Annotated in this window: 12 protein-coding genes; 6 read left to right on the plus strand and 6 right to left on the minus strand. The window is 64.0% G+C overall.

The annotated features are described in order from the left end of the window. Positions 1–193: 193 nt before the first annotated feature. From ESZ60_RS11105 to ESZ60_RS11115, 3 genes are all read right to left on the minus strand, one after another. Entirely contained in the window at positions 194–529 is a 336-nt protein-coding gene (locus ESZ60_RS11105; RefSeq protein ID WP_134680656.1) for a nuclear transport factor 2 family protein, read from the minus strand. Then, on the minus strand, positions 530–1,561 hold the full coding sequence (locus ESZ60_RS11110) for a TraB/GumN family protein (RefSeq protein WP_134680657.1): 1,032 nt from the start codon (positions 1,559–1,561) through the stop codon (positions 530–532). It abuts the gene before it with no gap. Between the two features lie 69 nt (positions 1,562–1,630). Beyond that, on the minus strand, positions 1,631–2,929 hold the full coding sequence (locus ESZ60_RS11115; protein WP_134680658.1) for a glycosyltransferase family 4 protein: 1,299 nt from the start codon (positions 2,927–2,929) through the stop codon (positions 1,631–1,633). Between the two features lie 192 nt (positions 2,930–3,121). On the opposite strand from ESZ60_RS11115, the gene ESZ60_RS11120 reads away from it, so the two are divergent. The 3 genes from ESZ60_RS11120 (at position 3,122) to ESZ60_RS11130 (ending at position 6,006) form a co-directional block, all read left to right on the plus strand. Then, positions 3,122–3,409: a co-chaperone GroES gene (locus tag ESZ60_RS11120; RefSeq protein WP_134680659.1), complete on the plus strand. Its 288-nt coding sequence runs from the start codon at positions 3,122–3,124 to the stop codon at positions 3,407–3,409. Positions 3,410–3,447: 38 nt separating this feature from the next. Further along, entirely contained in the window at positions 3,448–5,085 is a 1,638-nt protein-coding gene (gene groL, locus ESZ60_RS11125) for a chaperonin GroEL (RefSeq protein WP_134680660.1), read from the plus strand. Between the two features lie 195 nt (positions 5,086–5,280). Then, positions 5,281–6,006: a hypothetical protein gene (locus ESZ60_RS11130; RefSeq protein ID WP_134680661.1), complete on the plus strand. Its 726-nt coding sequence runs from the start codon at positions 5,281–5,283 to the stop codon at positions 6,004–6,006. Positions 6,007–6,121: 115 nt separating this feature from the next. Here the strand turns inward: ESZ60_RS11130 and ESZ60_RS11135 are convergent, their stop codons facing one another. Both ESZ60_RS11135 and ESZ60_RS11140 read right to left on the minus strand, forming a co-directional pair. Next, positions 6,122–7,930 (minus strand): ABC-F family ATP-binding cassette domain-containing protein, encoded by a 1,809-nt coding sequence (locus tag ESZ60_RS11135; RefSeq protein ID WP_134680662.1) that lies wholly within the window; start codon positions 7,928–7,930, stop codon positions 6,122–6,124. Between the two features lie 42 nt (positions 7,931–7,972). Beyond that, entirely contained in the window at positions 7,973–8,938 is a 966-nt protein-coding gene (locus tag ESZ60_RS11140; protein WP_134680663.1) for a serine hydrolase domain-containing protein, read from the minus strand. Between the two features lie 135 nt (positions 8,939–9,073). Between ESZ60_RS11140 and ESZ60_RS11145 the strand changes: the two genes are divergently transcribed. Genes ESZ60_RS11145 through recR form a run of 3 tightly spaced genes read left to right on the plus strand, consistent with a single transcriptional unit; the run spans position 9,074 to position 11,804 of the window. Beyond that, complete coding sequence (locus ESZ60_RS11145; RefSeq protein WP_134680664.1) at positions 9,074–10,852, plus strand: DNA polymerase III subunit gamma/tau; 1,779 nt, start codon at positions 9,074–9,076, stop codon at positions 10,850–10,852. Between the two features lie 3 nt (positions 10,853–10,855). Then, on the plus strand, positions 10,856–11,200 hold the full coding sequence (locus tag ESZ60_RS11150; RefSeq protein WP_134680665.1) for a YbaB/EbfC family nucleoid-associated protein: 345 nt from the start codon (positions 10,856–10,858) through the stop codon (positions 11,198–11,200). Position 11,201: 1 nt separating this feature from the next. Beyond that, the gene (gene recR / locus ESZ60_RS11155; protein WP_134680666.1) at positions 11,202–11,804 is read left to right on the plus strand and encodes a recombination mediator RecR; all 603 of its coding nucleotides are present in this window, start codon (positions 11,202–11,204) and stop codon (positions 11,802–11,804) included. 92 nt (positions 11,805–11,896) lie between these two features. Here the strand turns inward: recR and ESZ60_RS11160 are convergent, their stop codons facing one another. Continuing rightward, on the minus strand, positions 11,897–12,343 hold the full coding sequence (locus ESZ60_RS11160) for an Hsp20 family protein (protein WP_134680667.1): 447 nt from the start codon (positions 12,341–12,343) through the stop codon (positions 11,897–11,899). Positions 12,344–12,364 lie beyond the last annotated feature (21 nt).

Consider the following 12,364-nt stretch of genomic DNA (forward strand, 5'->3'; position numbering starts at 1 on the left):
GTCGAAAAACTGACCGGCCGATGCCGCAACCCGTTCCTGCGAAAACAGCGGCCGAATTCGAGCCTTCACCTCACGTAGCGAGGACGCCCAAAGCTCAAGCGTCTCTTCGACCGACAACCCCGCCTTCCATGATCCCTAACTTACTCATGATAGCGCATTGATTCAGAGTGACGCGAAAAATGCAACTGTAATGCTAGGCCGGGGTCTGCTGGTGCTGCAAAATGCGCCAATCGCCATCGCGACGGATCCATGTCGTGGTGCAGAGCGCGCGATAGGTGTCCGCGCCGGCGCGGCGGGCGGTTGCGCGATAAGCCAGCACGCAGACCTCGTCGGTTTCGATGCTGGCGCGGTCGGTCATGGTGACCTCTTGCCAGCGCGGGGCCGATGACAGGCTCTCGACCACCTTGCGCCGGGTGAGGATTCCCGCGGGCTGAAAGACCATCAGACAGCCGTCATCGAGCTTGCGCGCAGCCTCGGCGCTGCCTGCCAGCCAGAAGTCGCGCTCTTCGCGCCAGAGGTCATCGGCCATTCATTTCTCCTCTGCTAGGATGGGCTGGATCGTCCAACCTGATTTTTGCAACAGCGACAAAACGCCGTTCCGCCCCGGAAGGTGCAAAGCGCCGAAAGCCACGACGATTCCCTTGCCCTGTGCGGCCGCCTCGGTTGCGGCGGCCTCGATCGGTCCGATCCATCTCAGATTGCGTTGGTCCATCAGCTTTTCCTGCGCAAAGCGCATCTGCCGGTCCACCTCGGCCCGGGGAAGGCCCGAATTCCTGTAGGCGTCATATCGGCCGAATTCCCAGATGAGCCAGCTTTCCCCCGAGAAATACGCCTCGCTGAGCGTGACGGCATAATCATCGGCATGCTCCGCGGCAGGCATCGCGGCGCGGATCATGTCGATCTCTTCCTGGGGCGACATATCGGCAAAGAGGCTGAAGACCGTATCCCAAGGCTCGAGCGCGCGGACCGGGACATCGGCGCGCTCTGCCCGCGCGATCATCTGGTGATCGAGCCCGCCGGTATCGCCTCTGGCCTTGGTCGCCTCGAGCATGCAGGGCGAGATCCCGAGCATCACCGAGACATACCAGGGCCGCATCCGGCTGGTCACGACCGCAGGCATACCCCGCGCCTCCATGGCAAGGCGCAGCGCCTTCCAATCCTCGGGGCCCATGCGCTCGGGCAAGGTCGGGCCCTTGGTATCCATCATCAGCGAGGGATCGCTGGTCATGGCCGCGCCGAGCCGCTTTTCCTCCTCGGGTCCGGCCTCGACCAGGAGCGCGCCGGCGCGGTCGATCTCGGGGCCGATGAGCGCCATGATCGGCGCATGTCGGGGATCGTCGAAATGATAGGTCCCGACCAGCATGATGCGCTGCGCGCCCTTGCTCGCACGCCACATGATGCCCCGCGCGAAGGGCACTTTCGCGGAAATCGCCCGGATCTCGGCAAGCTCGGCGGCGGGCATCGTCGCGATCAGGTTGCGCCCGCGGCATTCCTGCGCCTGCGCAGGCAGCGCGGCGGCCAGCCCGAGGAGAAGGACGGAGAGCAATCGGCGCAATGGCATAGAGGCACTTTCCCGGCAATTTCCGCCCAAGGATTGCACGGGAGAAGTCACCGCGCCAATGCGGAAATGTCATGCAGGGCGTGGCAATTCCTGCGGCAGTGGCGCGCCTGCCAGCACCGCGCGCCAGATCCGCTCGACCTGGGCGGCCTTGGCGGACCAGGTGAAATCCTGCCGCACGCTCGCCCTTGCCTGCCCGGCCATCGCCTGCAGCACCGAGGGATCGGCGGCGATCGCCTCGAGCTGCGCCCGCAGCCCGGCGACGATCTCGTCGCGGCTGCCGAGGGGAATGCGCAGGCCGGTCGCCTCCGAGACCAGCTCGCCCGGCCCGGCATAATCGACGATCACCGGCACCACGCCGAGCGCCATGGCCTCGAGCACGACGCCGCCGCCGAATTCTCGCACCGAGGGGAAGACCAGCAACTGCGCCTGCGCCGCGACCTTCTGGACCTCGAGATGCGCGAGCCAGCCATGGAAGCGCACGGCATCGGTCACGCCCTCGCGCGCGACGAGATCGCGCAAGGCCTCGGCCTGCGGCCCGTCGCCGATGATGTCGAGGCTGAGCGCGCCCGATCTCAGCAAGGGCAGCGCGGCCTCGATCGCCATGTCGGCCCCCTTGTAGGGCACGAGCCTGCCGATGAAGCAGCCGCGCAGGGGCAGCTGCCCGGGCTGCGGCGCGGTCAGGGCGAAACGCGCGGGATCGATGGCGTTCTCGGGCAGCCAGATGGTCTTGCCGCGATGGCGCGCCGGGATCTCGCTCAGGGTATGTTCCGAGCCGCAGATGATGGCGCTGGCCGCAGAGAGCGTCGCCCCCCTGCCCGGCAGCGCCTTGTAGGCCCCGCGGATATAGGAAAGCCATTCCTTCTCGCGCCGCCGCTCGGCATCGAAACCCTTGGGCCAGGGCACGCCGCCGTTCAGCGGACCCATGACGAAGGGCACGCCCGCCGCCTTGCAGCGCGCGGCGATCAGGCTGTTCGCGGTCGGCGTCAGCGGCGTGACGCGATGGACGATGTCATATTCCCCGGCCCTTATCGCCGCGCCGAACCGGCGCCAGACCAGCCGCTCGAAATAGCCGTAGCCGAGGGTGGTGACGGCGGTCTTCATCGTCCAGCCGACGCCCTTGCCCATGCTGAGCCGCTCGGCGAGTTGCCAGAGCGGCGCGGCCAGCTTCTCGCTGTCGATCGCGGTGAATTCGCGGCCCTCGACCAATCCCGCACGCAGGAAGGCGTCGCGGTTGCGGATCTGGGTCACGATATGGATATCGGCGACCTCCCGCAGCGCATTGGCCAGGGACCAGCCGACAAGGGGAACCGAAACCCATTCCGGATTCGCCGCCTCGGCCAAGACAAGTGCCCGTATTCGTCCCGTCAAGTCTCACCCCGGCCGATCCATGCCCCTCTGGCCTAGCTGGCCGCGGGAAAGGGCGTCAAGAAATTTGAACATAAATTTCGTAAGGCTTGACCGTTGACACGAATTCGGACGCTGCCTAGATGTTCGGCCACTGGCACTCATCAAGCTCGAGTGCCAACAAAACACTGCAACCTGTAACACCGGAGTGTTCACATGGCTTTCAAACCGCTGCACGACCGCGTTCTGGTCCGTCGCGTCCAGTCGGACGAGAAAACCAAGGGCGGCCTGATCATCCCCGATAGCGCAAAAGAAAAACCCGCTGAAGGCGAAGTCGTCTCGGTCGGCGAAGGCGCGCGCAAGGATTCGGGCGAACTGATCGCACCGGCAGTTGCCGCCGGTGACCGCGTCCTGTTCGGCAAATGGTCGGGCACCGAAGTGACGATCGACGGCGAAGAGCTGCTGATCATGAAAGAAAGCGACATCCTGGGCGTCATCGCCTGATCTCCGCTTTCGCGTAACCCCTTACAGGAGAAGAACAAATGGCTGCTAAAGAAGTCAAGTTCAACAGCGACGCCCGCGACCGCATGCTGAAAGGCGTGAACATCCTCGCGGATGCCGTCAAAGTCACCCTCGGCCCTAAAGGCCGCAACGTCGTGATCGACAAGTCCTTCGGCGCTCCGCGCATCACCAAGGACGGCGTCTCGGTCGCCAAAGAGATCGAACTCTCGGACAAGTTCGAGAACATGGGCGCTCAGATGGTCCGCGAAGTCGCTTCGCGCACCAATGACGAAGCCGGCGACGGCACCACCACCGCCACCGTTCTGGCTCAGGCCATCATCAAGGAAGGCATGAAGTCGGTTGCGGCTGGCCTGAACCCGATGGACCTGAAGCGCGGCATCGACCTCGCCACCGGCAAAGTCGTCGAAGCGATCAAGGCGGCTGCCCGTCCGGTCAACGACTCGGCTGAAGTCGCTCAAGTCGGCACCATCTCGGCCAACGGCGAGGCCTTCATCGGCCAGCAAATCGCCGAAGCCATGCAAAAAGTTGGCAACGAGGGTGTGATCACCGTCGAAGAAAACAAAGGCATGGAGACCGAAGTCGAAGTGGTCGAAGGCATGCAGTTCGACCGCGGCTACCTGTCGCCCTACTTCGTCACCAATGCCGACAAGATGATTGCCGAGCTGGAAGACGCCTATATCCTGCTGCACGAGAAGAAACTCTCGTCGCTGCAGCCGATGGTCCCGCTGCTGGAAGCCGTCATCCAATCGCAAAAACCGCTGATCATCGTCGCTGAAGACGTCGAAGGCGAGGCTCTGGCCACGCTGGTCGTCAACAAGCTTCGCGGCGGCCTGAAAATCGCTGCGGTCAAGGCTCCGGGCTTCGGCGATCGCCGCAAGGCCATGCTGCAGGACATCGCGATCCTGACCGGCGGTCAGGTCATCTCGGAAGACCTGGGCATGAAACTGGAAAACGTCACCGTCGACATGCTCGGCCGTGCGAAGAAAGTCTCGATCACCAAGGACAACACCACCATCGTCGACGGTGCTGGTGAGAAGGCCGAGATCGAAGCCCGCGTCGCCCAGATCCGCCAGCAGATCGAGGAAACCACCTCGGACTACGACCGCGAGAAGCTGCAAGAGCGCGTTGCCAAGCTGGCCGGCGGCGTTGCCGTCATCCGCGTCGGCGGCATGACCGAAATCGAAGTCAAAGAGCGCAAAGACCGCGTTGACGACGCCCTGAACGCGACCCGCGCTGCGGTTCAAGAAGGTGTTGTCGTCGGTGGCGGCGTTGCTCTGGTGCAAGGCGGCAAGGTCCTCGAAGGCCTGACCGGTGCGAACTCGGACCAAGACGCCGGTATCGCGATCGTTCGCCGCGCTCTGGAAGCTCCGATGCGCCAGATCGCTGAAAACGCTGGCGTCGACGGCGCTGTCGTTGCTGGCAAAGTCCGCGAATCGAACGACAAGGCCTTCGGCTTCAACGCCCAGACCGAAGAATACGGCGACATGTTCAAGTTCGGCGTCATCGACCCGGCCAAAGTCGTCCGCACCGCGCTGGAAGACGCGGCATCGGTCGCTGGTCTGCTGATCACCACCGAAGCCATGATCGCCGAGAAGCCCGAGCCGAAAGCTCCGGCCGGCGGTATGCCCGACATGGGCGGCATGGGCGGCATGATGTAATCATCCGCTTGTCGCAAGACAGACGAGAGGGCCGTCCCAAAAGGGGCGGCCTTTCTCATATTCGGTACAAACTTAACCATTCACCAAGAAATATTTTTGTTTTCAGCATCATACGTAGGAAGATCAGTCGATCACAGAGTAAAGCTGTTGAGTGGTGATAAGTTGGCAGAACCGTATTTCCCCGCCCGACGACGTATGACGGAACTTCGCGCCGCATTGCGCCGCAATCCGACATTCCGTCCCTCGCCAGAGTGCGATGCGGTCGCCCTCGCTTATTTTGACGATCTCGTGAAGAGCTTTCAACGTGACGCGAAAGATCGCGAGGCCGCACTTCAATATATCACCGCCATGATGGGGCGGATTGTAGAAAAGTACGCGAGGACAGGACATTCGTCAGGCGCATCCCCCACCCCGCGGCACTCAGCCACCACTCCCACTTCAGGCAGCGGACTGCCCGCGCAAGTGCCGCCGGCAGATCCGGGAGTCGATTTCCTAAAAAAATACCCGATCATCCCGGACAAGGCCCCGGTGCGTGGCAAGAGCAAGTTCGACGCAAATCTGCACGAGGTATCGGCCTTGAAGATGTTCGGCTACACGGTCGGTCAAAAGGGATGGTCAGACAAGCTGCGCAGCGAGTTTCTGACCGACTTCGTCGAAATGGAATTGCCCCTGATCGTCAGGAGGACATTTGGGGATCAATTCGGTCCGCCGCTCTCGGAAAAGAGAGTTCTCAAGGTGGCCAATGTGATTGCCGGCAACGCGAACATGTTTCTTCGCAACGACTGCAAGCGGTATGCTCAAGCCGTCGATGACTGGCGAACCGATCTTCAGTTTCTCAAGGAAAGTTATCGGTCCGCAACTGGCAAGATGCTCGCTCCGTGGCCGATCATCTTGACGCAGCCTCGACTGTCCTCTGGTTAGACGCGACACGCGAAACATCTTGGCGCGCCGGTTGAAGCCAGCGCGTCACCTTCGACGAGGTCCAATGACAAATCTGGCCGGCATTTGGCCGGCCAAAGCGCGGCGCGAAATCGCCTCAGCCGTCCTTTTCCGCGAGCTCCAGCCACTCCTCTTCGGCGGCGGCAAGGGCTGTCTGGCGTTCGGCCAAGCCTTCGCTCGCCTTCGCGAATTTTGCGGGGGCGCTGGAAAACAGGTCGGGCTGGGCGAGGAATTCGTTCAGCTTGCCGATCTCAGCCTCTAGCCGTTCCATAATGCTGGGCAAAGCCTCAAGGCGCTTTTTCTCGGTGAAGCTCAGGCTCGAACGCTCGGCTTGGGTCTTGGTCTCGGGCTTGGCAACAGCTGCAGCCGCAGGCTTGACCTCGACCTCGGGCGCGTCCTCGGGACGCTGGGCGCGGTAATCCGACCAGCCGCCGGGATAGATCACGGCACGGCCATCGCCCTCCATCGCCACGGTGGTCGTGGCGACGCGGTCGATGAAATCGCGGTCGTGGCTGACCAGCAGCACGGTGCCGTCATATTCGCCAAGGATGTCCTGTAGGAGGTCCAGCGTCTCGACGTCCAGATCGTTGGTCGGTTCGTCCAGAACCAGCAGGTTCGAGGGTTTGGCCATGATCCGCGCCAGCAAAAGCCGCGCCTTTTCGCCGCCCGACAGGCTGCCGACCGGCGCACGCGCCTGCGCGTCGTCGAAGAGGAAATCTTTCAGATAGGCCACGACATGCTTCGGGTTGCCGCGCACCATGACCTGATCGTTCCGGCCCGAGACACTCATCGAGGGATCGCCGGTCAGCGCGTCCCAGAGCGTCACCGTCTCATCGATCGCGCTGCGGGCCTGATCGAAGATCGCGATATCCAGATTGGTGCCGGTCTTGATCTCGCCCGAATCCGGGGCGATCTCGCCGGTCAGCATCTTGATCAGCGTGGTCTTGCCCGCGCCATTCGGGCCGACAAAGGCCACGCGGTCGCCGCGCAACACGCGCAGATCGAAGGGCTTCAGGATCACGCGATCACCGAAGGACTTCGAGATGCCCTTGGCGTCGATCACGCGCTTGCCGGATTGCTGGCCGGATTCCAACTCCATCGCCGCAGTGCCCTGACGACGGATCTGGTTCGCCCGCTCATCGCGCAGCGAGGCCAGCGCCCGCAGGCGGCCCTGATTGCGCTTGCGCCGGGCGCTGATGCCCTCGACAGCCCAGCGGGCCTCGGCTTTGATCTTGCGGTCAAGCTTGTGGCGCGCCTCATCCTCGGCGGCCCAGACGGTCTCGCGCCAATCCTCGAAATGCTCGAAGCCGCGTTCCTGACGGCGGATCTCGCTGCGGTCGATCCACAGCGTCGCGCGGGTCAAAGCACGCAGGAAGGCGCGGTCGTGGCTGATCAGCACGAAACCCGTGCGGGTCGTCGAAAGCTGTTCTTCCAGCCAGCCGATGGCCTCGATGTCGAGATGGTTCGTCGGCTCGTCGAGCAGCATCAGTTCCGGCGCTTCGGCGAGCAGCCGGGCCAAAGCGGCACGGCGACGCTCTCCGCCCGAGGCGGTGGCGACAATGCGATCGGGGTCGAATTTCAGCCCCTCGGCCGCCATTTCGACGCGGTAATCCTCGCCGTCATGCAGGCCCGCGCGGGCGAAATCGCCCAAGGTGGCATAGCCCGACAGGTCAGGCTCTTGTTCCATATAGCCGACCTTGACGCCGGCGGGGGTGATGACCTCGCCCGAGTCCGGCTCGACCAGCCCGGCCATGACCTTCATCAGGGTCGATTTGCCCGAGCCGTTGCGGCCGACCAGCGCAAGGCGGTCGCCCTGCTGGACGGTCAGGTTCAGACCGTCAAAGACGGGATTGCCGCCGAAGGTCAGGGAAATGTCGGTGAGTTGCAAAAGGGGTGCGCGTGCCATGAGGCGCAGATATGCTGCACTGCGGCCTTGGTCAACGCCCGCTCACAGGCTTTGCACCAGTTCTCCGGCCAAGCCGTGCAATTCCTGCCGATAGCCCGTCCGGGCCGAGGGCTGGTCGGGGTCCGAGGTCATGGCGATGGCGACCGGCTCGTCTCCCGGAAAGACATAAATCATCTGCCCGCCATAGCCCCAGCCATAGCGCACCTCGCGCCCGGCGATCCGGCTGATGAACCAGCCATAGCCATATTGCTCGCCGTTAAAGATCGAACGCGTGCGCGGCTGCCAGCTTGCCGAGATCCATTCGGGCGGGATCACCCCCCGCCCGCCCAGCGCATAGGCCGCGCCAAAGGCCAGCAGGCTGCGCGTCGACATCGCCATCTGGTTGCCGCCGAGATAGATGCCCTGCGGGTCCTGTTCCCATGCGGTGATGGCAAAGCCGGGGATCTTCAGCCAATCGCGGGCCAGAGCCAGCGCCGATTTGCCGCCGACCTTGGTCAGCATGGCCGAAACCAGATGCGAGGAGGCCGTGGAATACAGCATCCTTCCGCCCGGATCGGTCTCGAAGGGCGCAGCCAGCGCCGCGCGCACCCAATTGCTACTGCTGACCCAACGCCCGTAATTCGGCCCTGACTGGCGCTGCAGGCCCGCCTGCATCGACAAAAGATGACCGAGCGTCAGCTCATCCATGCGCGGATCGGGATCAGACGGCAGATCGCGCGCCAGCACCTCGGCCACCTTCTGATCCGGCCCCGAGAACAGCCCCTTCGCAATTGCGATTCCCGCCAGAGCCGAGATCACCGATTTCGAGGCCGATTTGATATTCGTTGGCCGATCCGGTGCAAAGCCGCCATAGCCGCGCGCCGTAACCTCGGCCCCGCCTTGCCAGACGGCAATGGCGCGCAACTGCGCCATTGAACCGGCGCGGTCCAAGACCTGCGTGGCCGCCCGCGCCCCGCGCGCTGCCAGAATAAGGAAGGGGGCCGAAAGGATCAGGGAACGACGCTGCATCTGCCGACTATGCCCGCTGCTATGGGACACGCCCCATCACATCTGCGTTGCCCGAAAAGCCGTCATCTTTCATGCCCAAAGGTTGCCGCCCTGCTTACCCGCGTCTAATGTATCGCGGCAGAGAAAAGGCGGACCATGAGCGAAAGCGAAAAGACCTATCAAGTGCTGGCGCGGAAGTACCGCCCCGAGACCTTCGCTGATCTCGTGGGCCAAGACGCGATGGTGCGGACGCTGAAAAATGCCTTTGCCGCCGACCGCATCGCGCAGGCCTTCATCATGACCGGCATCCGCGGCACCGGCAAAACCACGACCGCCCGGATCATCGCCAAGGGTCTGAACTGCACCGGTCCCGATGGTCAAGGCGGTCCCACGACCGAACCCTGCGGCACCTGCGAGCATTGCGTCGCGATCAGCGCGGGTCGCCATGTCGATGTGATGGAGATGGACGCCGCCTCGCGCACCGGCGTGGGCGACATCCGCGAGATCATCGAAAGCGTCCATTACCGGGCGGCCTCGGCGCGCTACAAGATCTACATCATCGACGAAGTCCACATGCTCTCGACCAGCGCCTTCAACGCGCTCCTAAAGACGCTTGAGGAACCGCCGCCGCATGTGAAATTCATCTTCGCCACCACCGAAATCCGTAAGGTTCCGGTCACCGTGCTGTCACGCTGCCAGCGTTTCGATCTGCGCCGGATCGAGCCCGAGGTCATGATTGCCCTGCTGCGCCGCATCGCCTCGGCGGAAAGCGCCGAAATCACCGATGATGCGCTGGCCCTCATCACCCGCGCCGCCGAAGGCTCGGCCCGCGACGCGACCAGCCTTCTGGATCAAGCGATCAGCCACGGGGCGGGCGAAACCACCGCGCCGCAGGTCCGCGCCATGCTGGGCCTTGCCGACCGTGGCCGCGTGCTGGATCTGTTCGACATGATCCTGCGCGGCGCCGCCGCCGAGGCCTTGGCCGAACTTCAGGCGCAATATGCCGATGGTGCCGACCCGATGGCGGTGCTGCGCGATCTGGCCGAGATCACCCATTGGATCTCCATCGTCAAAATCACCCCCGAGGCGATCGACGACCCGACCATCGGTCCCGATGAGCGCGCCCGCGGTCAGGACATCGCCGCCCGCATCCCGATGCGCGCCCTGACGCGCCTGTGGCAGATGCTGCTCAAGTCGCTGGAAGAGGTCGGCCAAGCGCCGAACGCAATGATGGCCGCCGAAATGGCGATCATCCGTCTGACCCATGTCGCCGACCTCCCCGACCCCGAGGCGCTGATCCGCAAGGTCCAGACCTCGATCTCGGCGGGCGAGTTCAACCGCGCGCCCGCGGCCCCCGCGCAGCGTCCCGCAGACGCCCCACGCATGGCCGCCCCCCGCGCCCCCATCGCGGCCCGTCCCGATGGTGGGGCGCTGGCAATCGCGGTCTCGCCCGATGCCCTCGCGGCCTTCCCGGACTTTGAGTCCGTCATCGATCTGATCCGCCGCATGCGCGACATGAAGCTGCTGCTCGATGTCGAGGACCACCTGCGCCTCGTCCGCTATTCGCCGGGCCGGATTGAATTCGAACCGAGTGACCGCGCCCCCCGCGACTTCCCCCAGCGTCTGGCAGAGCGTCTGCGCGGCTGGACCGGCGGGCAACGCTGGGCAGTTACCGTCGTCTCCGAGGGTGGCCAGCCCACGATCAGCGAACAGCGCGCCGCGCGTGAGGCCGCAGCCCGCGCCCGCGCGATGGAGAACCCGACCGTTCAGGCCATTTTCGCGGCCTTCCCGACGGCAAAAATCACCGCAATCCGTCCCGTTCCCGCCCCGCCAGCGGTTGAAAAGCCGGTGGGCGAGGATACATCCCCGCATGACCTGACCGAAGGCCCGGTGGCCGAGGTAGAGGAATGGGACCCCTTCGAGGACGAGGAATAAAAGATGTTCAAAGGTTTGAGCGATATGGGCGATCTGTCGAAGATGATGGAGGCCGCCCAGCAGATGCAGACCAAGATGACCGAGATGCAGGAAGGGCTTAACCGCCTGACCGTCACCGGCGAGGCCGGCGGCGGGCTGGTCAAGGCAACGGCCACCGCCAAGGGCGAGCTGACCGGCCTCGACATCGACCCCTCGATCTTCCGCTCGGAGGACAAGGAGGTGGTCGAGGACCTGATCCTTGCCGCCATCAAGGACGCGCAGCGCCGCGCCACCGACAAATCCGCCGAGGAAATGGCGCGTCTGACCCGCGAAATGGGCTTGCCCGCCGATCTGAAGATGCCTTTCTGACATGGCCTCTGGCCCCAGCGACAATATCGAGGCGCTGATCACGACAATGGCACGCCTGCCGGGGCTTGGCCCCCGTTCGGCGCGCCGCATCGTGCTGCATTTGATCCGCAAGCGCGCGGGTCAGATGGCGCAGCTTGCGACGCTGATGTCGGGGGTCGCGGATTCTGCCCGCGAATGCCTGACCTGCGGCAATGTCACGCAATCCGAGATCTGCCCGATCTGTCAGGACCCCGCCCGCGCCACCGGTGAGATTTGTGTCGTGACCGATGTCGCCGATCTCTGGGCGCTGGAGCGGGGCCGCGCCTTCAAGGGCCGCTACCATGTCCTCGGCGGCAGCCTGTCCGCGCTGGATGAAATCGGCCCCGAGGATTTGCGCATCCCGCAACTCATTGCCCGCATCACGGACGAAAGCGCCACCGAGGTGATCCTTGCCCTTTCGGCCACGATCGAGGGCCAGACCACCGCCCATTACATCGCCGAAGCCTTGGAAACGACCGGCGTTACCGTCACCGGTCTTGCCCAAGGCGTCCCGATCGGCGGGGAACTCGACTATCTCGACGACGGCACCATCACCGCCGCGCTCCGCGCCCGCCGCCGTATCTGAATCGGAAAGGGCGCGGCCACGGCCGCACCCAGGTTCTTTCTTGCATAAATATCCCGCGGGGGTCCGGGGGCGCGAAGCCCCCGGCTGCGATGTCAGGCGTCTAGCTTCTCGACCGATCTCACTGTTTTCGAGATCGCGATGCGGCGCGGTTTCAGCGCCTCGGGGATCTCGCGGATCAGGTCGATGTTCAGCATCCCGTCCTCATGGCTCGCACCATCGACGCGGACGTGATCGGCCAGCGTGAAACGGCGCTCAAAGGCGCGGGTGGCGATGCCGCGATGCAGGAAGGTCCGGCCTTCCTCTTCCGGCGATTTCCGGCCCGAGACGATCACCGCGCCGTCCTTGACCTCGACATTCAGGTCATCGGCACCAAAGCCCGCAACGGCGATCGAGATGCGATAGGCATTCTCGCCCGTCTTTTCGATATTATAGGGGGGATAGCTCGCGATATCGGCGGACAGAGCACGGTCCATGACATCAGCCATACGGTCGAAACCGACCGAGGCACGATAAAGCGGGGTCAGATCAAAGTTGCGCATTATCGCATCCTTCTTCAAGCG

The organism is Paracoccus ravus, assembly GCF_004522175.1.
GTDB classification, from domain to species: domain Bacteria; phylum Pseudomonadota; class Alphaproteobacteria; order Rhodobacterales; family Rhodobacteraceae; genus Paracoccus; species Paracoccus ravus.

Bases quoted from the DNA above. Each gene is read 5' to 3' on its own strand.
- ESZ60_RS11105 (WP_134680656.1), bottom strand. From the start codon at position 529: ATGGCCGATGACCTCTGGCGCGAAGAGCGCGACTTCTGGCTGGCAGGC.
- ESZ60_RS11110 (WP_134680657.1), bottom strand. From the start codon at position 1,561: ATGCCATTGCGCCGATTGCTCTCCGTCCTTCTCCTCGGGCTGGCCGCC.
- ESZ60_RS11120 (WP_134680659.1), top strand. From the start codon at position 3,122: ATGGCTTTCAAACCGCTGCACGACCGCGTTCTGGTCCGTCGCGTCCAG.
- groL (WP_134680660.1), top strand. From the start codon at position 3,448: ATGGCTGCTAAAGAAGTCAAGTTCAACAGCGACGCCCGCGACCGCATG.
- ESZ60_RS11130 (WP_134680661.1), top strand. From the start codon at position 5,281: ATGACGGAACTTCGCGCCGCATTGCGCCGCAATCCGACATTCCGTCCC.
- ESZ60_RS11135 (WP_134680662.1), bottom strand. From the start codon at position 7,930: ATGGCACGCGCACCCCTTTTGCAACTCACCGACATTTCCCTGACCTTC.
- ESZ60_RS11140 (WP_134680663.1), bottom strand. From the start codon at position 8,938: ATGCAGCGTCGTTCCCTGATCCTTTCGGCCCCCTTCCTTATTCTGGCA.
- ESZ60_RS11145 (WP_134680664.1), top strand. From the start codon at position 9,074: ATGAGCGAAAGCGAAAAGACCTATCAAGTGCTGGCGCGGAAGTACCGC.
- ESZ60_RS11150 (WP_134680665.1), top strand. From the start codon at position 10,856: ATGTTCAAAGGTTTGAGCGATATGGGCGATCTGTCGAAGATGATGGAG.
- recR (WP_134680666.1), top strand. From the start codon at position 11,202: ATGGCCTCTGGCCCCAGCGACAATATCGAGGCGCTGATCACGACAATG.
- ESZ60_RS11160 (WP_134680667.1), bottom strand. From the start codon at position 12,343: ATGCGCAACTTTGATCTGACCCCGCTTTATCGTGCCTCGGTCGGTTTC.